We start from the raw sequence: 21,398 nt of genomic DNA on the forward strand, positions 1-21,398 counted from the left end.
GGTTTTGCGCCTGCCGGGTATTTGTTACGTCTTGACTCTCGGGCAGCGTGACGTGCTTTTGGGATTGGTGGATCTATAAAATGCTCTCGCGTCTTCCCATTCTTTGAGGGCGCCATTGCCCCTGGTATGGATTTCGCCACTGCTGCTTCCGCGCCTGACCCCAAGGCACCGCTAGCTAAGCAACGCCAGTGGCTGGAGCTGCAGCGTCTCGCCTTTGCCAACGACCAAGCCGAGATGCGCTTCGAAAGCGAGGCCCTGGCCGATGAGATTGGTCTGACGGTCAACCTCACCTGCTTTGAGCCCCGGGAGAAGCATCAGGCGTTTGCCCATAAAGCCTCCTTACTGCTAGCCGGCGACATGGCCGTCAGTGCTGCTGCCTATGTGCCCTTGGTCGCCAGCACCGAGGACTACAGCGAAAGCACCCTTGGGATTCCATATCAAGGTGGCACGCGTTATCGGATTGAGGGACGCGATTGGTTTGATCGGGCCGGCCATCAGGCCATCTACCTCCCAGGTCAGGCTTATGAAGTGGAAACCGACCACTTCAATGGCCTGCTGTTCAACCTCAATCCCCAGCGCCTGGTTCAAACCATTGGCTGGGAAAGCAAAGGCCGGATTCCGCTTGAGCTGGCCGAGCGTTGGGTGGAGCGGCCCGTGCCGATCAATCTGTGCGATCCGCGCGTGATCCAGCAGCAGCGCATCATTGAGAGTGGTCTCGATACCCTGGCGAGCAACAGCGACACTGGTTTGGGGCACCCCTATTCATCACTGGCACTTGGGCTGGAAACATTGGTTTATCAGTGCAGTGCCCGCATGCTGCTGATTTCCCTAAACTGAGCCAATCTGCTCTTGGTATAGACCCCACTACTGGCAATACGAGCTGAGTTCGTTGGCATTGAGGCCAGCAGTCTTCAGCGCCACCATGAATTTGTCGGCAGCACTCCCTGCAACTGCCAAGCTTCCATCTAGTTGTAGAGGGTGACCACTTGGATGCCCAACTCCTCTGAAATCCGAGCTTCGCCTGGCGCTTCCACGGCCACCTACATCATGGTCAGCATGATTGAAACGGTCCTGCGTGATGGGCTCATCGGCGATTGGAAAGCAAAGATGCGCGAAATCATTCCCTCCCATGGGCACGATCTCAAACAGGATGCGGCGATGTTGACCAAGGTGCGCGCTGAAACAGCTGAGATCCTTGGTTTGCAGAATGCTTGACTTGTACTGATTCGACCCAGGAGGCACGCTGATCGACCTGTCCAAACCCCTGGTGCTCGATCCCGGCAATGCCTGCTTCCAGCGCTGGAAGCAGGCGCGGCATGGCACGGTGGCCGTCCCGTGACTCCGGTTCGTGCTCCGGCAGCGGTTGCCCTGGCTGGCTGGTTGCTGCTAGGGCTGCTGTTTGGGCTGCTGATGTGGCCCTATCAGGCCCTCTCAGAACTGGGCTTCCTGTTGCAGCGGGGGCTCTGGCTGGCGGCTCAACCCCGGCCGCTACTCGGCTGCGTGGTGGTGTTTGCGGCCACGAGCCTGCTGGTGCTGCTGGCTTGGGGGCCGCTGGCCGCGGGCCGCGGTGGCGGCACGACGGCGCTGCTGGCCCTCGATCGCGCACCCCAGGCTGAGCGCACTGCCCGGGAGGCGCTCTGGCTGCAACAGCTCAGCCTCGCCACCCAGCTGCGGCGGCTGCCCCTGATGCTGCTCACCCACCTGGGCGGCTTGGCGGTGGGGGTGGAGTCGCCCTCGGTGGCGCTGGGGGCGAGCGTGCTGCTGGCCATCCGCCGGCGCTGGCCTCGTTTTCAGCTGCTGGCTGCCCTTCCGCCGCAACTGGTGGCCGTGATCGGCGGCGCAGCCGGGCTGGGGGCGGCGTTTCGCTCCCCCCTGCTGGGGGTGGCCTATGGCCTGGAAGAGCTGGGCCAGCGCAGCGGTCTGCCGCTGGTGCTGCCAGCGCTGCTGCTGGCGGGCAGTGGCACCCTGCTGGCCACCACCACGGGCCAGCCGGCCCGTCTGCCGGGCCTGGATCTCGGAGCCCTGGCACCGGAGCTGTGGGGCTGGGTGGTGCTGCTCACCCTGGTGGGAGCCGCTGGAGGAAGCCTGTTCGTGCGCTTGCTGCTGCCTGCAGCCGCCTGGGTGAAACGCCTGCTGGCCAAGCGGCTGCTGCTGGGTGCCCTGCTGCTGGCCGCCAGCCTCACGCTGCTGGCGTTCGTCAGTGGCGGCCTCAGCCTCAACGACGGCTCTCTGTCGCTGGCGGCGGCCCTGAGTGGTGAATCCGTGGGATCACCGCTCCTCTGGCTGTGGCGCCTGCTGGCCAGCGTGCTCAGCCTTGCCCTGGGGGCCCCCGGGGGGTTGATGCACGACAGCATGAGCCTCGGCGCCCTGCTGATCAGTCCGCTGCAGGGCCTGCCAGGGCTCACCAGCAACGACCTGGCCCAGCTGGCAGCGGTGGGGGCCACGGCCCTGTTCGCCGCTGCCCATGGCGCGCCGCTGTTCTGCGCCGCTTTTGTGTTCACCCTGCAGGGGGATCCGGCCCTGTTGCCGCTGTTGTTGCTGGTGGCCGCGATTGCGGCGGCCCTGGGCGAGCGCTGGCGCGGCGAGGGCTGGAACGACCACCAGGTGCGGGTGTTGCTGGAGGCGAAGCCCAGCGCCCCTCAGAACCCGAGCGCGACCCCATCGAGCCGGTGATCCACGGCCTGCTGGGGATTCATGCCCCGATCGAGGGCGTTCACCAGGATCTCGGTGAGCCCATGGGGGTGGGCGTTGCCCTCCGGATCCACGGCGCACACGTAGCTGGCGTCGCCGGTAATCTTCAGTTGCGGCTTAGATTGTGAACCGTTCCTGGCATTGCCGTGGAGCTATGTCTAATCGTGGATGACCAGCGGGGTGTGGCGGGCTGCGATGACGGCCTGCACAAAGCTGCGCTTCTGAAAACGGGTCCAAATGTTGGCTGATTGAAACCCTGTTCTTGTTTGGAAGTGCTGCCACCACTGACGGATATCGTCCCGTTCGAGCAGCTGGAGCTCGTCGGTCATGCTGAGACGAGCCAGTAATACCGCCACCACGATGTCGGCCCGGCTAAGACGATCCCCAAAAAGGCCTGCTCCAAACTGTGGTGCTGGCAGAGCACAGAGATAAGCGTGCACCTGCTCGCGCATGGATTTCAAGGTTTGGGCTGGTGGCACATCGGTCAAGGTCGCCAACCGCTCACGATCCTGCTGGGCTTTGGCCCGCAGGGATGCGCCACCGTCAGCTGCCTGCTCCGCCCTGGCCTCAAGGCTTCGGCTCAGGCCCCCTAGCACCCTCTTCACAACTGGAAGGAGCAGGGGCTTGCTCACCAGCAACTTGCTGAAGGTGAGGTTTTCGATCGAAATGGCGTAGTGGTCAGTTACAACCTGGTCAATCGCTGGCGCCAACCCCGCATCAGCATCCAGCCAATTCGCGCCGGCCTGGTGAGCGCTGAAAGCGAGGATGTCGGCGCTGTCGGTCAGCAGCAGTCCGGGGCCACGCAGCGTGGGCACCGTCATATGGGGGTTGAGCTGGCGGTAGGCATCGCTCAACTGCTGCTTGGCGATGTGGATATCCAGGAGTCGACTGATGGTCGCCACCCCCGCTTCTGCCAGTGCCAACCGCGCCACCATCGAGTAGTAGGAGGGGGCAGCATGAAACAGCTCCAGCACGGGTCTCTCCAGATCGACCTGAGTGTGATGTACGGGGCTCCTGAATGCCAGGCTCACCACGTTGGGGCTGTGGCTTGGCTCAAAGCGCCCCATGCGCTCCGATGCAGCACACACAAAAAAACCCAGGCTGGGCCTGGGTTCTCTCGATGGAGCCAAGCGGATTCGAACCGCTGACCCCCTGCATGCCATGCAGGTGCTCTACCAGCTGAGCTATGGCCCCGAAAAGGCGCTTTGGCAGCAATGACGCTGGTCGTCTCGCTTTGGCCCGTGGGCCTTGCCGCGCGCTAGATGAGCTTACAACGCTGCCTGTTCAGACCTGGCGCCAGACGGCCACCAGCTTGCCCTGCACCGTCACTTGGTCTGCGGGAAGCACGATTGGTTCGTAGGCCGGGTTGGCGGCCTCCAGGGTCACCGTGGCGCCACTGCGGTGGAAGTGCTTGAGGGTGGTGCCACTGCCTGGCACCAGGGCGCTCACGATCGTGCCGGCCTTGAGGCGGCTGGGGTCGGGCACCGGCTCCAGCAGGACCACGTCGCCATCAGCGATGTGGGCATCTACCATCGAATCGCCGTTCACCGTGAGGGCAAACAGGCCGCGGGTGTCGAGCACCGGGGCCAAATCGAGTCGCTCCTGGACGTCGTCGAAGGTTTCCACCAGGCCACCAGCGGCCACGGCGCCGAGCACCGGAATGCCGCTGGCCATGCCGCCCAGCAGTTGCAGGGTGCGGGCCTGGCCCTCCTGCCAGGTGATCCAGCCTTTCAGCTGGAGGTGGCGCAGGCGGCTTTGGATCGGCGCCGGCGAGCGCAGCCCCATGGCCTCCATCATCTGGCGGATCGAGGGGCTGTGGCGGTGGGCGCCGATGTAGTCGGCCAGCCAGTCGTAGAGCTCCCGCTGGGCCGTGGTCAGCTCTTGCTGGGTGTCGTGATGGCCTTGATGAGCAGGCTGGGGCACCGGGTTGGCGTCGCTGATACAGATGTACCGCCTCGTGGGCGCTTTGTCCAGCTCTGTCGCGGGCGGATTTCGCTTAAAGGCTGGGCGACAGGGATGGAACCGGCGAAGTCGACGGGAGCGTGCCGCCATCCGGTTCAGGGCTCGGCCAGCAGCGCCGCCAGCAGGGCCTGCTGGGCGTGCAGGCGGTTTTCGGCCTGATCGAAGATGCGGCTGGCGCTGCCCTCCATGGCACCGGCGCTGATCTCCAGGCCCCGATAGGCCGGCAGGCAGTGCAGCACGATCGCCCGGGGATCGGCCTCCGCCACCAGCTCTTCGTTCAGGCACCAGCCGGCAAAGGCCCGCTCCCGCTCCGCCTTTTCCTCTTCCTGCCCCATCGACGCCCACACATCGGTGTAGAGAGCATGGGCGCCGCGCACGGCCGCCACCGGCTCATGCAGCACCTCCACACTGCTGCCGTGGGCCGCTGCCAGGGCGCGGGACTGGTCGAGCACCGCGGCGTCGGGCTCGAAGCCTTTGGGGCAACCGATGCGCACGTTCACACCCAGCAGGGCACCGCTGAGCATCAGCGAGTGGGCCACGTTGTTGCCATCGCCCACGTAGCTGAGGGTGAGACCAGCCAGCTCGCCGAAGGCCTCCTGCAGGGTGAGGAAGTCGGCCAGGGCCTGGCAGGGGTGCTCCAGGTCAGTGAGGGCGTTGATCACGGGGATCGAGGCCCAGTGGGCGTAGTCCGCCAGTTCTTCCTGGGCGAAGGTGCGGATCGCCAGGGCATCCACGTAGCGGCTCAGCACCCGGGCCGTGTCGGCCACGGGCTCGCCCCGGCCCACCTGGGTCACCTGGGGGTTGAGGTCGAGGGTCTGGCCGCCGAGGCGCGCCATGGCCACCGAAAAGCTCACCCGGGTGCGGGTAGAGGCCTTGGTGAAGATCAGGCCGAGGGTCTTGCCGTCGAGATTGATGTGGCTGCGCCCGGCCTTGAGGTCGGCGGCCAGCCGCAGCATGCTCAGCGTCTGTTCGGCGCTCAGGTCGGCGGAGGAGAGGAGATCCCTGCCGCGCAGCTCAGCCAGGGCCGGGTATCCGTTGATGGCAGCCATGGCTGCATCTCTAAAGAACCCTTATCCGTGATCAGGTGCCCCGGCGTCAAGGCCTCAGGCCGGCACCCCGGCCCCCTCCGGCAGCACGCTGCTGGCCAGAAGTTCCTTGAGGTTGTCTCCCTCGATCACCTCCTTTTCCAGGATCTGCTGGGAGATGCTCTCCAGCAGTTCACGGTTGTGGCGCAGGATCGCCAGGGCTTTGTCGTGGGCGTTGTCAACCAGGGTGCGCACTTCCTTGTCGATCGCCTGGGCGGTGGCATCACTGACGGAGCGACGGGGATTGTTGCCGCCGCCGAGGAAGCGGCCGCCGCCCTGCTTGTCGTAGGCCAGGGGGCCGAGGGTTTCACTCATGCCGAAGGTGCCCACCATCTGCTCGGCGATGTCGGTGGCGCGCTGCAGGTCGTTGGCGGCACCGGTGGTGACTTCGCCAAACACGATTTCCTCGGCGCTGCGGCCGCCCAGCAGGGTGGCGATCTGCCCTTCCAAATCCTCCTTGGAGTTAAGGAAGCGCTCCTCGGTGGGCAACTGCAGGGTGTAGCCCAGGGCGCTCATGCCCCGGGGCACGATCGAGATCTTGGCCACCTTGCTGCCGCCGGGCATCAGGTGGCCAACGATCGCGTGGCCCACTTCGTGATAAGCCACCACCCGTTTCTCATCGGGCTGGAGCACCCGGCTCTTCTTCTCCAGGCCAGCCACCACACGTTCAATAGCCTCGTTGAGGTCGGCCTGCTCCACCTCGGTGCGGTAGGCGCGGGCCGCCAGCAGGGCCGCCTCGTTCACCAGGTTGGCCAGGTCGGCACCGGCAAAGCCACTGGTGGCCTGGGCGATTTTGTCAACGTCAACGCTGCTCGAGAGCTTCACCTTCTTGGCGTAGATGTCAAGGATCAACTTGCGACCAGACAGGTCGGGGCGATCCACCAGCACCTGGCGGTCGAAACGACCCGGACGCAGCAGGGCGGCATCGAGGGTTTCCGGTTGGTTGGTGGCCGCCAGCACGATCACCGGTTTGTCCTGGCCGGTGAAGCCGTCCATCTCGGTGAGCAGCTGGTTGAGGGTCTGCTCGCGCTCGTCGTTGCCGCCCACCACACCCATCGAGCCGGAACGGCTCTTGCCGATGGCATCGAGTTCGTCGATGAAGATGATGCACGGGGCCTTCTTTTTGGCCTCTTCAAACAGATCGCGCACCCGGGCCGCGCCGGCGCCGACGAACAGCTCCACGAATTCGGAGCCGGAAATGATGAAGAAGGGCACCTCCGCCTCGCCGGCCACGGCCTTGGAGAGCAGGGTTTTGCCAGTGCCGGGAGGGCCCACCAGCAGCACGCCTTTGGGAATGCGGGCGCCGATCGCGGCGTAGCGCTCGGGCTTCTTGAGGAAGTCGACGATCTCGGCGAGTTCGGCCTTGGCCTCATCCACGCCGGCCACATCGGCGAAGGTGACCCGGGATTCCTCATCGGGCACGTACACCTTGGCTTTGCTCTTGGTGAAGCTCAGGGCCCCCTGGGCGCCGCCGCCCATCTGGCGGCGGGCGAAGAACTGGAGCACCAGGATGAAGATCAGCGGCGGCACCACCCAGCTCAGGGCCGTGGTGATGAAGCTGGGCTTCTGGGGCGGCGCGGCGGCAAACTCGACCCCGTGCTGCTCCAGCCGCTGGGGCAGATCCATGTCGAAGATCGGCGTGGTGGAGAGCACGGTGGGTGCGCCCTCCTCAGAGGCTTCCTTGAGCTCGTAGCGGATCTGGTCGGAGGTGATGTAGGCGCGCTTGACGTTGCTGTCGTTCACCTGGTCGATGAACAGCGAGTAGGGCACCCGCGGCACCTGGGCGGCTGGATTGGGCAGGAAGTTGCTGAACAGCAGCAGCACGCCGAAGCCGATCAACACCAGGTTGATGATTCCGAAGCGGCGGTTGGGGCGGTTGTCGTCCTGGCGGATCGCCATGGTGCGGCAGCCAAAGGTGACTCCAAGCTAGGCCTGTGCTCCCCATCGGCGATCGAGCCAAGGTTGGGAGAACCGAACGCGCCCCCCCAGTCCTCAAGTCGCCTATTGCTGCATGTGTGGTCGCTTTTCGCTCGGCGCCGATCTCGCCCGCCTGCTGCCGCAGCTGCAGGGCCCCCTGCCGCCGGGGCTGGCGGCCCACTACGCCCCCCGGGCCGAGGTGCGCCCGGGCGAACCGCTGTTGATCCAGCGTCAGGAGCACGGCCAGCTGCAGGTTGCCCTGGCCCTGTGGGGGCTGCTGCCCGAGTGGGTCAAGGACCCGGCCACCGCCCACCGGTCTGTGCATGCCCGCGCCGAGACCGTGGCGCTCAAGCCCAGTTTTCGCGGCGCCTGGCGCCATCGCCGCTGCCTGATCCCCGCCGATGCTTTCTGGGAACAGGGCCGTTGGATCCGCCGGCGCGACGGCAAGTTGTTCTGGCTGGCCGGCCTCTGGGACCGTTGGATCGGCCCGGATGGCAGCGAGCTGGAGAGTTGCTGCGTGCTCACCAGTGCCCCCAACACCCTGCTGGCGCCGATCCACCGGCGCATGCCGGTGGTGATTCCCACCGGGCTGGAGGAGGCCTGGCTGGCGGTCGCTGACGGCCCCGGCCTGAGAGCCCTGGAGCCGCTGCTGCTCCCCTGGGATCCCGCTGGCTGGCTAGCCGATGGCCCGCCGTCGTGGCTAGACCAGCCCCAGTTGGAGCTGAATCTGTGAGCCTCGAGCAACTGGACGCCTTCCTGGCCGCTGCCCGGCAGACGCCCAACCTGGCGACCCAGCTGGCGGAGCCCCTGGAGTTGCCGGCCTTCCTGGAGCTGGCCCGCGGCGCCGGCTATGCGCTCGAGGAGGCTGATGTGATCGCCGCGCAGCAGCGGCAGGAGGCCAGCCTCAGCGATGCGGAGCTGCAGGAGCGGGCCGGAGCGGAAGGCCGGCGGTTGCGCAATTTCATCCATGCCTGAGCCCGCCATGGCGGCAGCCGTTGAGCGGGTGTGCGACTACCCCCGGCCGCCAGCCCTGGTGGAGAGCGCTGCCCATGTGCGGGTGGAGGCCCTGGGCCAGCTGCTGGCGGAGAGCCATCGCATGTTGCGGGTGCTGGAAACCTTCCATCCCCCCACCATCTACCTGCCGCCCGAAAGTGTGCGGCTAGAGCTGTTGCAGCCCAGCGCCGGCACCAGCTTCTGCGAGTGGAAGGGGGTGGCCCATTACTGCGATGTGGTGGTCGATTCGGGCAGTCCGGCCGAGCGCCGCCTACGCCGGGCGGTGTGGACCTACCCCGAGCCCACCCCGGCCTTCGCGGCGCTGGCGGGTTGGTTTGCCGTGTATCCAGCCCTGATGGATGGCTGCTGGCTCGATGGCGAGCGGGTCGTGCCCCAGCCGGGCGGTTTCTACGGCGGCTGGATCACCTCCGCGGTGGTGGGGCCCTTCAAGGGGGATCCGCTGCATCCGCAGTTGAGGTAGGGCCATCGTTTGAGATCACCGTGCGGGTGGGGAAGGGCATGCCGGCCCCGGCCTGCTCCACCACCTCGCCGATCAACAGCAACACCTGCTGCCTCAGGGCCCAGGCTGCTTGCAGGTCGCCGCTGGCGCTGAAGCACAGCAGCCGCAAGAGCAGGGCCGAGTCGCCGTAGTCGACGAAGTGCACCAGCCGGTCCCTGACCCGGTCAATCCCAGTCAGGGTCTCAAGCCGCTCCCCCAGGGTGTGGATGATGGCCTCGATGCGGCCGCGGTCGGCGTAGCGGAGTCCGAATTCGATCCAGATGCGGCGGTTGTCGATCTGGGCCAGGTTTTGCACTGCCTGGCTGGTGAAGATGCCGTTGGGGATGTAAATCCGCTGGCGGTCGGGATCACGCAGCTCGGTGTAAAACCAGCCCACCTTCTCCACCGTGCCCAGCAGGTTGAGCGCCGGCAGGTTGATCGTGTCGCCGAGAGTGAAGGGCCGGTTGATGTAGAGGCACAAGCCGCTGAGGCCGTTTTCCACGATCATGCGGGCACCGAAGCCCAGGGCCGCGGCGCCGAAGCCCCCGGCGGTGATCAACACCCCTGCCGACACCCCCAGCAGCTCGAGTGCCTTGAACAGCACCACCAGCAGGGCAGCGCTGCAGAACAGCTTGTCGAGCACGTCGAACAGGAAGAGCTGGTCTTTGGGGGCGAGGTGCGGCAGCAGCTGAGCGGCGTAGTGCTCATCGCGCTGCTTGAGTTCTCGGCGCCAGCGCAGCAGGGTCCACACCACGCCGATGCTGAGCAGCAGATCGCGCACCTGCAGGCCCTGATCCGGCCCCGCCAGCCACCAGCCCACACTGCTGAGCAAGACTGTTCCGGCCAGGCTGAGCCGACCGTTGAGCAGCAGGGCGCGAACCAGGGAGCCGCTGCGGCAGCGCCGGCCAAGCCGATCCAGCAGCAGCCACACGACCAGGGCCAGCACCGCCCCCGCCAGGGGGAGCTGCAGCGCGAAGGGCAGGTTGGTGGTGGGCATGGCGCTCAAGGGAAGGGGGGGGCTGGGGGTTCGGGGGTTGGGGTGGTGAGCCGCCAGAGCAGATCGGGGCCGAGGGCCAGGGGGGGGTGGGCAGGCCAGGCCGGCACCTTGGCCATGGCGCTGTAACCCAGCTCGCCCAGGGGTGTACGGGCCGGCTCGCCGCCCATCAGTTTCGGGGCGATCACGGCGGCCACCTCCTGCACGCAGCCGTCGCGCACGGCCGCGGCGGCCAGCTCCGGCCCGCATTCCCACAGCACCTGGTTGCAGCCGCGGGCCGCCAGGGCCTCCAGCAGGGCCCGGGGACTGCAGAGCTCCAGTTCCAGCCGGGGTACGCCCTGCTGATCGAGGGCGGCGCAGGCCTGCGGCGGTGCCTCGGGGCCATGGGCCACCAGGGTGGGCGCGGCGGCCTGGCTCCAGAGCTGGGCGTTGGCCGGCAGATCCAAGCTGCGGCTGAGCACCACCCGCAGGGGTTCGGGATCGCGCCGTCCGCGGCTGGTGAGCAGGGGGTCGTCGGCGCGCACCGTGCCGCCCCCCACGATCACCGCATCACACTGGCTCCGCAGCCGGTGCACCCACTGCCGTGCCTCCGGGCCGCTGATCCATTGGCTGGCGCCGTTGCTGAGGGCGGTGCGGCCGTCGGCACCCATGGCCCATTTGAGCAGTCCCAGGGGGCGGCCCGTGGCGACGCGATGGCAGAAGGCGCGGTTGAGGGCGCGGGCTTCCGTCTCGGCCACCCCGGTGATCACCGCGATGCCGGCGGCCCGCAGTTGGGCCAGGCCGCCGCCGGCCACCTGGGGGTTGGGATCGGCCATGGCCACCACCACCCGGGCCAGCCCCGCGGCGATTACGGCGCCTGTGCAGGGGGGCGTGCGGCCGTGGTGGCAGCAGGGCTCCAGGGTGACCACCAGCGTGCCGCCGCGGGCCCGCTCGCCCGCCTGGGCCAGGGCGCCCACCTCGGCGTGGGCGTCACCAGCCCGGGCGTGGTAGCCCTCCCCCACCAACGCTCCGTTGGCATCGAGCACCACCGCACCCACCAAAGGGTTGGGGCTGGTGCGGCCGGTGCCGAGGGCCGCCAGCTGCAGGGCTCGCTGCATCCAGGGGCGCCAGGGGCTGGGTTCGGGGCTGGATAAGGGGGGTGGCACTGAAGAAGGTGTGGAAGAGCAACAAAGCGAGTGGAGAAAAACTAAAAGAGATATCAGTCGTCCCTGAGGGATGTTTGATCCATCCGTTGTTTCCCTGAATTCATCATTTCCGTGTAAGACAGGGCCCTGGGGCGTTCCTGATCCAAGGAGATCGTCTTCAGAGAAATCGTCTTCAGAGAAATCGTCTTCAGAGAAATCGTCCTCTGATCCTCGCCTTGACTCCGAGCCTTTCCGGCCAGGAGTTTTGCAGCCATCCAGCCGATGGTCAACGAAAAAGCCAGGCCGATTGTTATGCTCATGGCTGCATGATGGCGTGGAAACGCAGCGCTGCAATCTCTGTTTGTTCGCGTCTGAGCAGAAAGGTGATTCACGGGTTGTCTGGCGTCACTGCGCCGATGCCGGAGGCCTTATCTCGTCTGCAGCTGGTGCAGTGGGCAGCGGGGGAGGATTTTGAAGGGGCATAGAGGCCGGGGCAGGCAGAGATGGAGCGCCGGGAGACTGAGACTGCGGACTCTGGGTGCTATCCCCACGGTCTTTGAGCTCTTTTTGCAACGTCTCAATTAAAAGCCGCTGATCTTTTATTTGCCCATCCATTCCATCAAAGTATCTCACGGCAGCAACGGCGGCAACCGCAATGGTTGTAAGGCTTGCAACAACCGCGATGCTCTTGGAAAAGCTAACCATGATGCCGTCCTCGTGCACAATGTTTTCGTAATTCTATCTTGATCAATCCAGCTGTGCTCGGTGGCTCAGTGCCCTGCCCTGATTGATACTCGTTGCGTTGCAGAGGGGCTGTCGTTGGCAATCCTGACTTGCTGGCTAAGCCATCGGCAGGCTGCGCCATTCCGCCACGACAAATGGCGGCACCGGCAGTTCCACAAACACTCCCTGCAGCACCAGGCGCAGGGGCCGGTCCTGCTTCAGGTCGGCCAGCAGCGGGGCCAGGTCGAATTCGGCGGCGGCGGCGCGGCCGTCTCCGGCCAGCTGGGGATTGGCCAGGGTCACATCGGCCAGCTCCCAGCGGAAGCGACCGCTCTGCACCTGCAGGGCCGTGGGGTGGTCGAGGCGCACCTTGCCGGGGTAGCCGACGATCCGCAGCTTCAGGGGCCCGCCGGGAGGGCCTTCGCGGTAGGCCACCACCTGCCAGCTCTGGTAGTCGAGGTCGCGCAGGCTTTCGAGGCTGCGCACCACCGGGGTGCCGTTCTCGTCGTTGTGGGCATGCACCAGCGCCTGGGCGGCGGGGGGCAGGCCCAGCCAGAGGGCAGCGGTCAACAGAGGGGCCAGCAGCAGGGCAAGCAGGCGCTTCATGGCTGGCGCTCCGCCCCGGGGATCGCTTGCCAGTTGGTGTGGGTGGCCCACAGGGCCCAGATCGCCATCGCCCGCAGGTAGTGGCAGGCCCGGAAGGTGTTGACCCCGGTGATGGCTTCCGGGGTGCGGAACTGCAGGCCGCCGCTGTACACCTGCTCGACCACGGCAGCGGAGATGGCGAAGGCGGTGTCGGTTTCGCCCATCAGGCGGTAGTAGGCCGCCAGGCCGAAGTTGATACCGGTCCACACCTCCAGCGGGTGGGTGCCGTTGGGATCGAGGGGCGTGCCGTCGCGGCGTAGGCCGTTGGCCACGCCGAGCGTGCCGCCCTGGAAGCCCTCGAAGCAGGCCTCCTTCACGGCCCGCAGCGCACTCTGGGCCCGGTCGGTGGCGACCACCGGCGGCAGACCCAGCAGCCGGGCGTAGAAATCACCGCAGAGCTGGTCGGCCATCACCACGGGCGTGCCGCTCTCGGCGTCGATGTTGTAGTACTCGCCGTTCCACAGCAGTGGGTCGAAGTTGGCCCGGCTCTGCTCCAGCCAGCTGCCGAATTCGCGCTGCTCGCCGCTCGTGTCGAGCCCCAGCTCCAACTGCAGCTGCTGGGCCATCGCCAGGGCGGCTTCCAGGGCTGCGATCCAGAGGGCGCCGCAGTAGGCGCTCACGCCCTTCAGCGGCCAGTCGTCGAAGGTCTGGTCGGGGGCGCCGCCGTTGTCGGGTAGGCCGTCGTTGTTGGCATCGAAGCCCTTCAGATACCGCAGGGCCTGCACCGCCGCCGGCCAGCAGGACGCCAGAAAGCTGAGGTCTTCGCCGCTTGGGGCCAGCTTGAAGGTGCGCCACACCTGCAGCATGTAGTCGCTGGCCAAGTCCTTCCAGAGGTTGCAGTCTTGATAGGCGGTGTAATTGGTGGCTTCAAACGGCCGCTCGTTGGGGGCGCCCAGATCGTGCGGTGTGGCGCCGGCCACCTTGCGGGGGGCCTCCACCCGGCCCTTGCCCTGGGTGAAATACCAGCCGATCGGCCGGGGAGTGGCATCGGCGGCCGGGATGGCGCGGGCGAAGCTGCGCAGCACGGCCTTGTCGAGCTCTGGCCAGAGCTGCAGCAGGGCAAACGAGCCGTAGAGCCGCACGTCGAGGCTTTCGTACCAGGCGTAGTCGAGGCACTCCAACACCCCAAACTGACCCACCGGATCGCCGCTGCTGGCGGCGGTCCAGAGACTGCCGCCGCTGGCCAGGTCGTAGAGCTCGTTGAACAGCGCCATGCGCAGGGCGTCGGGCAGATCCGTGCGCTCCAGCACCGGCCGTTGCCAGGCATCGATCTGGGCGCGCCAATCGCGCCAGTCGCGCAGGGCCTCGGCGGCGATGGCAGCGGCGCTGCCGGCCTTTCCGCCAAAAAAGTCGGTGTAGCGGCGCAGGGCCCGGGTGCCGGTGGCGAAGGCCGTGACCGGCAGGTCCCAGCTGATCACCAGGGGGATCTCGATGCTGGCGCCAGGCTCCAGCTGGCACTTCACCGCCAGGGCGGCGCTGCTGGGGTCGCCCTCGCCGCTGCGGCGGTCGTTGTTGCTGTCGGGGATCGAGCCATCGCGGGCGAAGGGCTCCCATAGCTCGGCGCCGCTGCCGTGGGGGTTCCAGCGGCTGCAGCGCTGCACCTCCAGGTGATCGGGGGCTGCGAGGCACCACTGCCCCTCCCCTTCCGCGATCGGCGTGGAGCGATCACCCTCCAGCAGCACGCCGCGCAGGTTCTCCCCATCCACCCAGCGGTTGCGCTGGCCCTTGCTGAGGCCGATCGCCGGCACGTAGTTGTGCTCCGGGCTGCCGTCGTCGCGAAACTGGACTGCCGCGGTGGGATCGGTGTTGCTGAACCAGCCCGTGGTGTTGCGCCAGCTCAGCAGCAGGGAGAGGTCGAGGGGGCGGTCGGTGGGGTTGGTCAGCGTCCAGACGAACACCGCCACCGGGTAGCTGGTGCGCTGGTAGTCGCCAGGCAGGATCGGACTGAAGGCCTCACAGCTCACCTCGGCTTCAAACACCCCCTCGTAGCTGGTGCTGCTCAGGGGGTAGCGGGCGGTGTAGGTGCCGGTGGGTTGCTCAGCGGTGCTGGCGGGGTACCAGCTCCAGGCGCTGAGGGGCTCGCTGCCCTCGGGGCGGGAGGCATCGGCCGCCGGCTTCACCGCCAGGGCGTGGGCACGGCTCTGGGTCCCGTCGCTTTCAAACAGGGCGAACTGGCAGTCGGGCAGGGTGCCAAACCAGTGCTCGCCGCCGTCGAGGTGCCAGAGGTTGAAGCTGCCGTCGGGGGCTCGGCCGATGCAGCCGGCACCGAAGCCCCCCAGGGGCATGCCGTGGTTGGGGCCGTCGTCGAGGTTGCTGGCGTAGCGCACCGTGAAGGGCTGCTGCCAGCCCAGGCCGAAGGGGCGGCTCCAGCTGGCGGCCGGTGCGGTCCACCTGCTGGTGCCCGTCCGGCGGCCCCCTTTCCCCTGGAGTAGGGAGGTCAGGGCGGAGAGGCCGAAGCGCGCCATGGGGCCAGAAAAGGTGCGCCCAGCTTGTCAGAGGTCGTTGGCTGGGGGCTGGAAGCCGCCCTGCACCTCCTGATCCACCAGGGCATCGAGGGTGACGGCGGAGCGCACCAGGGCCTGGTAGCGCTGCACCACCCGGCGGTTGCGCTCGATCCAGTTGCCGGGATCGCCGCTGGGCAGGCCCGTGCCATCGCCGGCCAGCAGCTCCAGGTCGCCCTGCTGGGCCAGCAGGGCGAGCACGAGGTCGTGGATGCGCTGGCGGCGGTTGTTCATGGCCAGGCTGAAGGGCACTCGGCTGAGCATCATGGCTCCAGTAACCGTGAAGCGCCCTGGCGCAGCAGGCTGTGTTGGAGGTGATCGGCACCGATGCCAGTGGCTTGGCCGCTCTGGCTCCCCGGGCCCTGGAGCTGGTGCGCCGGGCACGGCTGGTGGTGGCGCCGGCGCGGCTGCTGGGGCCGTTGGAGCCTTGGTGGCACGCGGAGCAGGCGGCCGGGCGCATCGCCCAGGAGCAACCCTGCCCGGCGCTGCTGGCCAGCGACCGGCCGGATCAGATCGTCGGCCCCTTGGAGCAGGCCCTGGCCAGCGGCGAGCCGGCGGTGCTGCTGGCCAGCGGTGATCCGCTCTGGTTTGGCATCGGCCGGTTGTTGCTGCAGCGCTTCCCGGCGGCCCAGCTGCGCTTTCATCCGGCCCCCAGCTCGCTGCAGCTGGCCTTCGCCCGGATCGGCCGCCCCTGGCAGGACGCCAGCTGGATCAGCCTGCACGGCCGCGACCCGGAGCCCCTGGCCGCCGCCTTGCAGAAAAGGCCCGCCGCCCTGGCGGTGCTCACCGATCCGAGCCGGGGCGGGGCCGAGGAGGCGCGGCGGATCCTGGCGGCCTCAGGGCTGGAGGCGGCCTATGCCGTTTGGCTGTGCGAGCGGCTGGGGCATCCCGAGGAGCGGGTGCAGCGGCTCGCCCCGCAGGCGGCGCTGCCCACCGCAGTCGATCCCCTGCACCTGGTGCTGTTGATCGCCGAGCCGCCGGCGCCCCCCGCCGATCCGGCGGCTCTGCCCCTGTTCGGCCTCGACGATGGCCTGTTCCTCCAGCACGACGACCGCCCGGGCCTGATGACCAAGCGGGAGGTGCGCATCCAGCTGCTGGCCGATCTGGAGCTGCCCGAGCGCGGCGTGCTGTGGGACATCGGCGCCGGTGTGGGCTCGGTGGGCCTGGAGGCCCTGCGGCTGCGGCCTGGCCTGGCGGGCTGGTTGTTGGAGGCGCGGGGCGGTTCGGCGGCGCTGATCGCCGCCAATGCCGAACGGCTGGGGGTGCGGCCAGCGGGGATCCACGAGGGCCGGGCGCCCGACGCCCTGTCGGCGCTGCCCGATCCGGATCGGGTGCTGCTTGGTGGTGGTGGCCGCGAGCGGGCGGCCGTGCTGGCGGCGGTGCTGCAGCGGCTGCGGCCTGGCGGCGTGGTGGTGATCCCCCTGGCCACCGTGGAGGCCCTGGCGGAGCTGCGGCCCCTGCTGGAGCAGGCCGGCTGCCGGGTGGCGGTGGGCCAGCATCAGGCCTGGCGGGGGGCGCCCTTGGCCGACGGCACCCGCCTGGCGCCGCTCAATCCTGTGCTGGTGTTGAAGGGGAGGCTTTCCCAAGCGGCTCAATCCGCACCGGGCTGCCCACCGTGATCCCCAGGGCTTCGGCCTGGCCGGCGGCCAGTTCGAGCACGCCGTCCACCGCTTGGTCGGGGCCGTAGCTGCGGCAGGGCAGCTGAAGGCAGGGTTGGGTGTGGGCCTCGATCGCCACCACCCGGTTGCCTTGCACAAACAGCATGTCGAGGGGTTCGGGGGTGCGGTGCATCCAGAACCGCGCCAGCGAGGGCGGGCTGTAGGGGAACCACATGCCCCGCAGGGGCGGCAGGGGCGGCCGCAGCTGCAGGCCCTTGCTCTGTTTCTCGGGGGTGTCGGCCACCTCCAGGGCGATGCAGCGTTGGGGATGCAGCGGGGCCAGGCACCACTGGGCCGTGATCGGTAGCCATTGGGGCGGGGGCGTGAAGCCGCTCAGCAGCAGGGCCAGGGCCGCCTGCCCGCACCAGCGCAGCTGGGAACGGACACCCATCAGCTGCGCGCCTCCAGCGGGGGCAGGCGCTCGCTGAGGCAGTAGCCCTGGCCGCGGATCGTGTGGATCAGCCGCCGCTCGCCGCCCTCCTCCAGCTTCTGGCGCAGATAGCGCACGTACACCTCAATCACGTTGCTGGTGGTGGCCTGATCGTCGTTCCACACCTGGCGCAGGATCAGCTCGCGGCCCACCACCGTGCCCTTGCGCTCCAGCAGCAGGAGCAGCAGTTGGTATTCCCGCGCCGTTAGGCCCACCGGCCGGGGGCCGCGTTTCACCTGGCGCGTGCTGGGGTTCACCACCAGATCGCCCACCTGCAGCAATTGGGCCGGCACGTTGGTGCGGCGCGTTAGATCCAGGTGCAGTCGCAACCGCATCAGCAGGTCGCTGGGGCCGAGGCTCGAGAGCCAGAAGTCGTCGGCACCCGAGCTGAGGCAATGGATGCGGGCCTCCACCGTGTCGTTGCCCACGTCGAGCAGCAGCGGAATGGTGCCCCACTGCGCCCGCAATGCGCCGATCCGCCCGGCCTCTCCTGCCGACAGCAGCACGGCATCGGGGCTGGCAGCCGAGTCCTGGCCAGCGCCGATCCCCAGCTGGGCTTCGCTGCTGCAGGCGTAGCCCGAGGCTTCCAGTCGGGCCGCCAGCGCCTCGGCTTCCGGGCCCACCAGCAGGATCAGGGCTTCGCTCATGGTGCGGTGCCGTTGCCGGGCTTGGCCACGTGGGGCAGGCCCCAGCCCAGTTTGTTGCGTAGCACCTGGAAAAACTCATGGTCGGCCAGGCGCACAAAGCGCACCGGCTGCTCGCTGCGGCGCACCAGCACCCGGTCTTCCGGCCAGATGTAGCAACCGGCGCTGCCGTCCACCACCATCATCAGCCGCTCCGGTGTGGCCGGAAACACCGTCACCGGCTCCCGGTCGCTGAACACCAGGGCCCGAGAGGCCAGGGAGTGGGGTGCGATCGGCGTGAGCTGCAGCACCGGGCAATCCGGCGTGATCACCGGGCCACCGGCGCTGAGGGCATAGGCGGTGGAGCCGGTGGGGGTGGAGAGGATCACGCCGTCGGCGGCGATGTCCACCGGGGCGTGACGGCCCACGGCGATCTCGAAATGGCACATCGAGGTGAGCGGCTCGCGGTGCAGGGCCATCTCGTTGAGGCACAGCACCTCCCAGCGCCGCTGGTCGCCGCGCATCACGCTGACGATTAAGGATGTGCGCTCCTCCACCGTCCATTCGCCGCTGAGCACCTGGTCGAGGGCCGTTTCCAGCTGGTGCAGGTAGGCCTCGGCCAGAAAACCCAGATGGCCGGTGTTGACCGTGAGAATCGGCACGCCAACGGGCGCGGTTTGGCGGGCGGCCGAAAGCACGGTGCCGTCGCCGCCGAGCACCACCGCCAGGCTGAGGTCGCGATCGAAGCCCGCCGGCACGCAGGCCGTGTAGCCACGGGTGCGCAGGTGCTGGTCGGGGTTGGCGAAGCCCACCATGCCGCCGGAGCTGCTCACCCGCACCACGCCATAGCCCGCCGCCGTGAAGCGCGCCTCAATGGCATCGGCGGTGGCCAGGGCCAGGTCCTTGCCGTCATTCACGATCAGTCCGACGCGGGGCACCGATCGGGGGCGCGGAGGGCAGTCTGAGTTTATGGGGGGGCTGGTTGGATGGGCCTTGGCGGTCTGCTCAGAACTGCTCCAGAAAGCGCAGATCGCTGGTGTAGAGGCGGCGGATGTCGTCGATGCCGTGGCGCACCATGCAGAACCGTTCCACCCCAAGGCCAGCGGCAAAGCCGCTCCAGCGCTCGGGATCGAGGCCCATGCCCGTGAGCACGGCGGGGTCGACCATGCCGCAACCCATCACCTCCAGCCAGCGGCCGCGCCACTGCACATCCACCTCGGCGCTGGGCTCGGTGAAGGGGAAGTAGCTGGCGCGGAAGCGCACCGGCAGATCGCCGAAGAACTGCTGCAGGAAGGCGGTCACCGTGCCGCGCAGGTGGCTGAAATCCAGGCCCTCATCGATGGCCAGCACCTCCACCTGGTGGAACACCGGCGAGTGGGTGGCATCCACCGCGTCGCGGCGATACACCCGGCCCGGGGCGATCACCCGCACCGGCGGCGGGTTGTTTTCCAGATAGCGGATCTGCACGGGCGAGGTGTGGGTGCGCAGCAGCCGGCCGTCCTCCAGGTAGAAGGTGTCCTGCATGTCCCGGGCCGGATGATGCTCCGGGATGTTGAGGGCGGTGAAGTTGTAGTAGTCGCTTTCGATCTCAGGGCCTTCTGACACCCGATAGCCGAGACCGGCAAAGATGTCGGTGATCTCCTCGATCGTGCTGATCAGCGGGTGGCGGTGGCCCGGCGGCGTGTAGCTGCAGGGGGCTGTGACGTCGAGGGTTTCGCGGGCAATGCGCTCAGCCATGGCGGCGCTTTTAACAGCGGTCAGGCGCTCGCCCAGCAGAGCCTGCACCTGCTCCTTGAGCACATTGGCCCGCTGGCCGATCAGCGGTCGCTCGTCGCCGGGCAATTTGCCCATCGCCCCGAGCACCCCCGACAGACGCCCTTTCTTGCCCAGCAACCCCACCCGCAGCTCCTCGAGCTCAGCGGCGGTGCTGGCCGCGGAGATCTCTGCCGCGGCCTGGGTTTCCAGCTCCTGGAGCTGGTTGGTGAGCTGCTGCAGGGACACGGTGGCGCTCACGGCTGAGGCGGAGGGAGTGCCGACTGTAAGGAGCCGCCCCAGACCCAACCCCAGTACCGTTGCAGCGAGATGGCGCTGGGCCTGATGGCACCACTCAGGATCCTGATCAGCAACGACGACGGGGTCTTCGCTGAGGGCATCCGCACCCTGGCCAATGCGGCCCTGGCCCGCGGCCACCAGGTGAGTGTGGTGTGTCCGGATCAGGAGCGCTCCGCCACAGGCCATGGCCTCACCCTGCACACCCCCATCCGGGCGGAACGGGCCGATGAGCTGTTCGACGATGGGGTGCAGGCCTGGGCCTGCAGCGGCACCCCCTCCGACTGCGTCAAGCTGGCGCTCTTCTCCCTGCTCGAGGAGTGGCCGGATCTGGTGCTCTCCGGCATCAACCACGGCCCCAACCTGGGCACCGATGTGCTCTATTCCGGCACGGTGAGCGCGGCGATGGAGGGCACGATCGAGGGCCTGCCCGCCCTGGCGGTGAGCAGTGCCGACTTCCAATGGCGCCAGTTTGCGCCGGCAGCAAGCTTGGCCCTCGATGTGGCCGAGCGGATGCTGGCCGAGGGCTGGCCGGAGCGCATGCTGCTTAACCTCAATGTGCCGCCCCGGCCGGCGGAAGCGATCGGGCCGCTGCGCTGGTGCCGTGCGGCGGTGCGCCGCTACACCGATCAATTTGAGCAGCGGGTGGATCCCCGCGGGCACACCTACTACTGGCTGGCTGGCGAGGTCGTCAACGACCTGGAGGCCGAGGTGTCCGGGCCGGCGGCCTGGCCCACCGACGTGGCCCAGATCAACGGCGGCGGTGCCTCGCTGACACCGCTGCAACCCGACATCTTCTGGCGCGGCGCCACCCGTGACCTGCCCGAGCCGTGAACGATCAGGTTGAGCGGTCGATCAGGCTGATCGGTAAATCCGTTGCAGCATCCACAGGCTGATCCATAGCCCGATCAGGTGGGCAAACAGCACCTGGGTGTTGCCCAGCACCGAAAGCATCTCGATCGAGGTGATCGGCAGCCCCACCAGTCGTCCAGCCGTGCCAGGGGCCGACTGGATCTGCGCCCCGAAGAAGCCCGGCACCTGCTGGGAGGCCTGCACGAACAGGCTGCCCGCGAGCGACTGATAGCCCAACACCGCCAGGGTGAGTCCAACCAGGTCGGCGAACACGCCGCGTTTGATCAGCCGGGCCGTTTCGCCCTTGCTGGGGTGCACGGGGCTGGCCAAGGCCCGTCCGCAGCGCACCACCAGCCAGCTCTGCCAGATGCACCAGAGCAGCAGCAGGAAGGCCAGGGTGGTGAGCGAAATGCCCGGCCCCAGGCCCAGGGCCCGGGCCGAATTGGCGGCAAGGCGACCGCCGATGTTGTTGAACAGCTGCACGCCCACCACCACAACACCCAGCACCACCTGGGCCCAGAAGCGCACCCAGCCCATGCGCCGCAGCGCTGCGGCAATCAGCTGCAGGTCGAGGCGGTCAGCCATTCAGCCATCGCGAGAACAACAGGTCCCAAAGGTGCCATGGGAAGATCGCTTTGGCTCCTGTTGCCTT

At 67.9% G+C, this 21,398-nt stretch carries 24 protein-coding genes and 1 tRNA gene; 8 read left to right on the forward strand and 17 right to left on the reverse strand.

What is annotated here, in order from left to right; genetic code table 11:
- The first annotated feature begins 126 nt into the window (after window positions 1–126).
- From CJZ78_RS06980 to CJZ78_RS06990, 3 genes are all read left to right on the forward strand, one after another.
- A complete protein-coding gene (locus CJZ78_RS06980; RefSeq protein WP_094560179.1) occupies window positions 127–837 on the forward strand; it encodes a hypothetical protein in 711 nt (236 codons plus the stop codon).
- Window positions 838–990: 153 nt separating this feature from the next.
- On the forward strand, window positions 991–1,215 hold the full coding sequence (locus tag CJZ78_RS06985) for a malate:quinone oxidoreductase (RefSeq protein ID WP_094560180.1): 225 nt from the start codon (window positions 991–993) through the stop codon (window positions 1,213–1,215).
- A gap of 120 nt (window positions 1,216–1,335) precedes the next feature.
- The gene (locus CJZ78_RS06990; RefSeq protein WP_233128556.1) at window positions 1,336–2,673 is read left to right on the forward strand and encodes a chloride channel protein; all 1,338 of its coding nucleotides are present in this window, start codon (window positions 1,336–1,338) and stop codon (window positions 2,671–2,673) included.
- Here the strand turns inward: CJZ78_RS06990 and CJZ78_RS14410 are convergent.
- The 6 genes from CJZ78_RS14410 to ftsH form a co-directional block, all read right to left on the reverse strand.
- Complete coding sequence (locus CJZ78_RS14410; RefSeq protein WP_233128557.1) at window positions 2,640–2,774, reverse strand: gamma-glutamyltransferase family protein; 135 nt, start codon at window positions 2,772–2,774, stop codon at window positions 2,640–2,642. The two genes, CJZ78_RS06990 and CJZ78_RS14410, sit on opposite strands and share 34 nt — an antisense overlap.
- Window positions 2,775–2,849: 75 nt before the next feature.
- Window positions 2,850–3,665 (reverse strand): glutathione S-transferase family protein, encoded by an 816-nt coding sequence (locus CJZ78_RS06995; RefSeq protein ID WP_158217048.1) that lies wholly within the window; start codon window positions 3,663–3,665, stop codon window positions 2,850–2,852.
- A gap of 147 nt (window positions 3,666–3,812) precedes the next feature.
- Window positions 3,813–3,885: transfer RNA gene (locus tag CJZ78_RS07000), tRNA-Ala, on the reverse strand.
- A 90-nt stretch (window positions 3,886–3,975) separates the two neighbouring features.
- The gene (gene lexA, locus CJZ78_RS07005) at window positions 3,976–4,614 is read right to left on the reverse strand and encodes a transcriptional repressor LexA (protein ID WP_094560182.1); all 639 of its coding nucleotides are present in this window, start codon (window positions 4,612–4,614) and stop codon (window positions 3,976–3,978) included.
- Between the two features lie 134 nt (window positions 4,615–4,748).
- Window positions 4,749–5,702 (reverse strand): ornithine carbamoyltransferase, encoded by a 954-nt coding sequence (gene argF, locus CJZ78_RS07010; RefSeq protein ID WP_094560183.1) that lies wholly within the window; start codon window positions 5,700–5,702, stop codon window positions 4,749–4,751.
- A 54-nt stretch (window positions 5,703–5,756) separates the two neighbouring features.
- Window positions 5,757–7,637 carry an ATP-dependent zinc metalloprotease FtsH gene (ftsH, locus tag CJZ78_RS07015; protein ID WP_094560184.1) on the reverse strand — a complete coding sequence of 627 codons (1,881 nt, stop codon included), beginning with the start codon at window positions 7,635–7,637 and terminating at the stop codon, window positions 5,757–5,759.
- 112 nt (window positions 7,638–7,749) lie between these two features.
- Between ftsH and CJZ78_RS07020 the strand changes: the two genes are divergently transcribed.
- From CJZ78_RS07020 to CJZ78_RS07030, 3 genes are read left to right on the forward strand one after another with little or no spacing between them, the layout of a single operon-like run.
- Window positions 7,750–8,388: an SOS response-associated peptidase gene (locus CJZ78_RS07020; protein WP_094560185.1), complete on the forward strand. Its 639-nt coding sequence runs from the start codon at window positions 7,750–7,752 to the stop codon at window positions 8,386–8,388.
- Entirely contained in the window at window positions 8,385–8,630 is a 246-nt protein-coding gene (locus CJZ78_RS07025; RefSeq protein WP_094560186.1) for a Nif11-like leader peptide family RiPP precursor, read from the forward strand. Before CJZ78_RS07020 ends, CJZ78_RS07025 begins: the two co-directional genes overlap by 4 nt.
- The gene (locus CJZ78_RS07030; protein ID WP_233128558.1) at window positions 8,623–9,129 is read left to right on the forward strand and encodes a DUF427 domain-containing protein; all 507 of its coding nucleotides are present in this window, start codon (window positions 8,623–8,625) and stop codon (window positions 9,127–9,129) included. The genes CJZ78_RS07025 and CJZ78_RS07030 overlap by 8 nt, the downstream gene beginning before the upstream one ends.
- Here the strand turns inward: CJZ78_RS07030 and CJZ78_RS07035 are convergent.
- The 6 genes from CJZ78_RS07035 to CJZ78_RS07060 all read right to left on the reverse strand — a co-directional run bounded on the left by CJZ78_RS07035 (window position 9,095) and on the right by CJZ78_RS07060 (window position 15,398).
- Window positions 9,095–10,144 (reverse strand): mechanosensitive ion channel family protein, encoded by a 1,050-nt coding sequence (locus CJZ78_RS07035; RefSeq protein WP_094560187.1) that lies wholly within the window; start codon window positions 10,142–10,144, stop codon window positions 9,095–9,097. The genes CJZ78_RS07030 and CJZ78_RS07035 overlap by 35 nt on opposite strands.
- Window positions 10,145–10,149: 5 nt before the next feature.
- Window positions 10,150–11,238: a bifunctional diaminohydroxyphosphoribosylaminopyrimidine deaminase/5-amino-6-(5-phosphoribosylamino)uracil reductase RibD gene (ribD, locus tag CJZ78_RS07040; RefSeq protein ID WP_094560188.1), complete on the reverse strand. Its 1,089-nt coding sequence runs from the start codon at window positions 11,236–11,238 to the stop codon at window positions 10,150–10,152.
- Between the two features lie 101 nt (window positions 11,239–11,339).
- Window positions 11,340–11,585 (reverse strand): hypothetical protein, encoded by a 246-nt coding sequence (locus tag CJZ78_RS07045; protein ID WP_094560189.1) that lies wholly within the window; start codon window positions 11,583–11,585, stop codon window positions 11,340–11,342.
- 520 nt (window positions 11,586–12,105) lie between these two features.
- Window positions 12,106–12,594, reverse strand: coding sequence for a DUF3122 domain-containing protein (locus CJZ78_RS07050; RefSeq protein ID WP_094560190.1), 489 nt, complete (start codon window positions 12,592–12,594; stop codon window positions 12,106–12,108).
- Window positions 12,591–15,098 carry a GH116 family glycosyl hydrolase gene (locus tag CJZ78_RS07055; protein ID WP_094560191.1) on the reverse strand — a complete coding sequence of 836 codons (2,508 nt, stop codon included), beginning with the start codon at window positions 15,096–15,098 and terminating at the stop codon, window positions 12,591–12,593. Before CJZ78_RS07055 ends, CJZ78_RS07050 begins: the two co-directional genes overlap by 4 nt.
- A 27-nt stretch (window positions 15,099–15,125) precedes the next feature.
- Window positions 15,126–15,398: a hypothetical protein gene (locus tag CJZ78_RS07060; protein WP_233128559.1), complete on the reverse strand. Its 273-nt coding sequence runs from the start codon at window positions 15,396–15,398 to the stop codon at window positions 15,126–15,128.
- A 41-nt stretch (window positions 15,399–15,439) separates the two neighbouring features.
- Here CJZ78_RS07060 and cbiE point away from each other — a divergent pair, with 41 nt between their 5' ends.
- A complete protein-coding gene (gene cbiE, locus CJZ78_RS07065) occupies window positions 15,440–16,753 on the forward strand; it encodes a precorrin-6y C5,15-methyltransferase (decarboxylating) subunit CbiE (RefSeq protein ID WP_094560192.1) in 1,314 nt (437 codons plus the stop codon).
- On the opposite strand, the gene CJZ78_RS07070 is transcribed toward cbiE, so the two are convergent.
- The 4 genes from CJZ78_RS07070 to pheS all read right to left on the reverse strand — a co-directional run bounded on the left by CJZ78_RS07070 (window position 16,683) and on the right by pheS (window position 19,858).
- On the reverse strand, window positions 16,683–17,183 hold the full coding sequence (locus CJZ78_RS07070; RefSeq protein ID WP_094560193.1) for a DUF192 domain-containing protein: 501 nt from the start codon (window positions 17,181–17,183) through the stop codon (window positions 16,683–16,685). The two genes, cbiE and CJZ78_RS07070, sit on opposite strands and share 71 nt — an antisense overlap.
- Complete coding sequence (locus CJZ78_RS07075; protein ID WP_094560194.1) at window positions 17,183–17,869, reverse strand: response regulator transcription factor; 687 nt, start codon at window positions 17,867–17,869, stop codon at window positions 17,183–17,185. The genes CJZ78_RS07070 and CJZ78_RS07075 overlap by 1 nt, the downstream gene beginning before the upstream one ends.
- Window positions 17,866–18,783 carry an NAD(+) kinase gene (locus CJZ78_RS07080; protein ID WP_094560195.1) on the reverse strand — a complete coding sequence of 306 codons (918 nt, stop codon included), beginning with the start codon at window positions 18,781–18,783 and terminating at the stop codon, window positions 17,866–17,868. The genes CJZ78_RS07075 and CJZ78_RS07080 overlap by 4 nt, the downstream gene beginning before the upstream one ends.
- Window positions 18,784–18,850: 67 nt before the next feature.
- Window positions 18,851–19,858, reverse strand: coding sequence for a phenylalanine--tRNA ligase subunit alpha (gene pheS, locus CJZ78_RS07085; protein ID WP_094560196.1), 1,008 nt, complete (start codon window positions 19,856–19,858; stop codon window positions 18,851–18,853).
- 84 nt (window positions 19,859–19,942) lie between these two features.
- Here pheS and surE point away from each other — a divergent pair, with 84 nt between their 5' ends.
- A complete protein-coding gene (surE, locus tag CJZ78_RS07090; RefSeq protein WP_094560246.1) occupies window positions 19,943–20,728 on the forward strand; it encodes a 5'/3'-nucleotidase SurE in 786 nt (261 codons plus the stop codon).
- A gap of 21 nt (window positions 20,729–20,749) precedes the next feature.
- On the opposite strand, the gene CJZ78_RS07095 is transcribed toward surE, so the two are convergent.
- Window positions 20,750–21,331, reverse strand: coding sequence for a DUF3611 family protein (locus tag CJZ78_RS07095; protein WP_094560197.1), 582 nt, complete (start codon window positions 21,329–21,331; stop codon window positions 20,750–20,752).
- Between the last annotated feature and the right edge of the window lie 67 nt (window positions 21,332–21,398).

It is taken from the genome of Synechococcus sp. 8F6, from assembly GCF_002252665.1.
Lineage (GTDB): Bacteria > Cyanobacteriota > Cyanobacteriia > PCC-6307 > Cyanobiaceae > Cyanobium_A.

What these genes read in the sequence shown, in the direction of transcription:
- surE (WP_094560246.1), top strand. Translation starts at nt 19,943, where the DNA reads ATGGCACCACTCAGGATCCTGATCAGCAACGACGACGGGGTCTTCGCT.
- CJZ78_RS07050 (WP_094560190.1), bottom strand. Translation starts at nt 12,594, where the DNA reads ATGAAGCGCCTGCTTGCCCTGCTGCTGGCCCCTCTGTTGACCGCTGCC.
- CJZ78_RS06980 (WP_094560179.1), top strand. Translation starts at nt 127, where the DNA reads ATGGATTTCGCCACTGCTGCTTCCGCGCCTGACCCCAAGGCACCGCTA.
- ribD (WP_094560188.1), bottom strand. Translation starts at nt 11,238, where the DNA reads ATGCAGCGAGCCCTGCAGCTGGCGGCCCTCGGCACCGGCCGCACCAGC.
- ftsH (WP_094560184.1), bottom strand. Translation starts at nt 7,637, where the DNA reads ATGGCGATCCGCCAGGACGACAACCGCCCCAACCGCCGCTTCGGAATC.
- CJZ78_RS07070 (WP_094560193.1), bottom strand. Translation starts at nt 17,183, where the DNA reads ATGGGTGTCCGTTCCCAGCTGCGCTGGTGCGGGCAGGCGGCCCTGGCC.
- CJZ78_RS07060 (WP_233128559.1), bottom strand. Translation starts at nt 15,398, where the DNA reads ATGCTCAGCCGAGTGCCCTTCAGCCTGGCCATGAACAACCGCCGCCAG.
- CJZ78_RS07045 (WP_094560189.1), bottom strand. Translation starts at nt 11,585, where the DNA reads ATGAGCATAACAATCGGCCTGGCTTTTTCGTTGACCATCGGCTGGATG.
- CJZ78_RS07020 (WP_094560185.1), top strand. Translation starts at nt 7,750, where the DNA reads ATGTGTGGTCGCTTTTCGCTCGGCGCCGATCTCGCCCGCCTGCTGCCG.
- CJZ78_RS07095 (WP_094560197.1), bottom strand. Translation starts at nt 21,331, where the DNA reads ATGGCTGACCGCCTCGACCTGCAGCTGATTGCCGCAGCGCTGCGGCGC.
- CJZ78_RS07075 (WP_094560194.1), bottom strand. Translation starts at nt 17,869, where the DNA reads ATGAGCGAAGCCCTGATCCTGCTGGTGGGCCCGGAAGCCGAGGCGCTG.
- CJZ78_RS07030 (WP_233128558.1), top strand. Translation starts at nt 8,623, where the DNA reads ATGCCTGAGCCCGCCATGGCGGCAGCCGTTGAGCGGGTGTGCGACTAC.
- argF (WP_094560183.1), bottom strand. Translation starts at nt 5,702, where the DNA reads ATGGCTGCCATCAACGGATACCCGGCCCTGGCTGAGCTGCGCGGCAGG.
- CJZ78_RS07055 (WP_094560191.1), bottom strand. Translation starts at nt 15,098, where the DNA reads ATGGCGCGCTTCGGCCTCTCCGCCCTGACCTCCCTACTCCAGGGGAAA.
- CJZ78_RS07035 (WP_094560187.1), bottom strand. Translation starts at nt 10,144, where the DNA reads ATGCCCACCACCAACCTGCCCTTCGCGCTGCAGCTCCCCCTGGCGGGG.
- CJZ78_RS06985 (WP_094560180.1), top strand. Translation starts at nt 991, where the DNA reads ATGCCCAACTCCTCTGAAATCCGAGCTTCGCCTGGCGCTTCCACGGCC.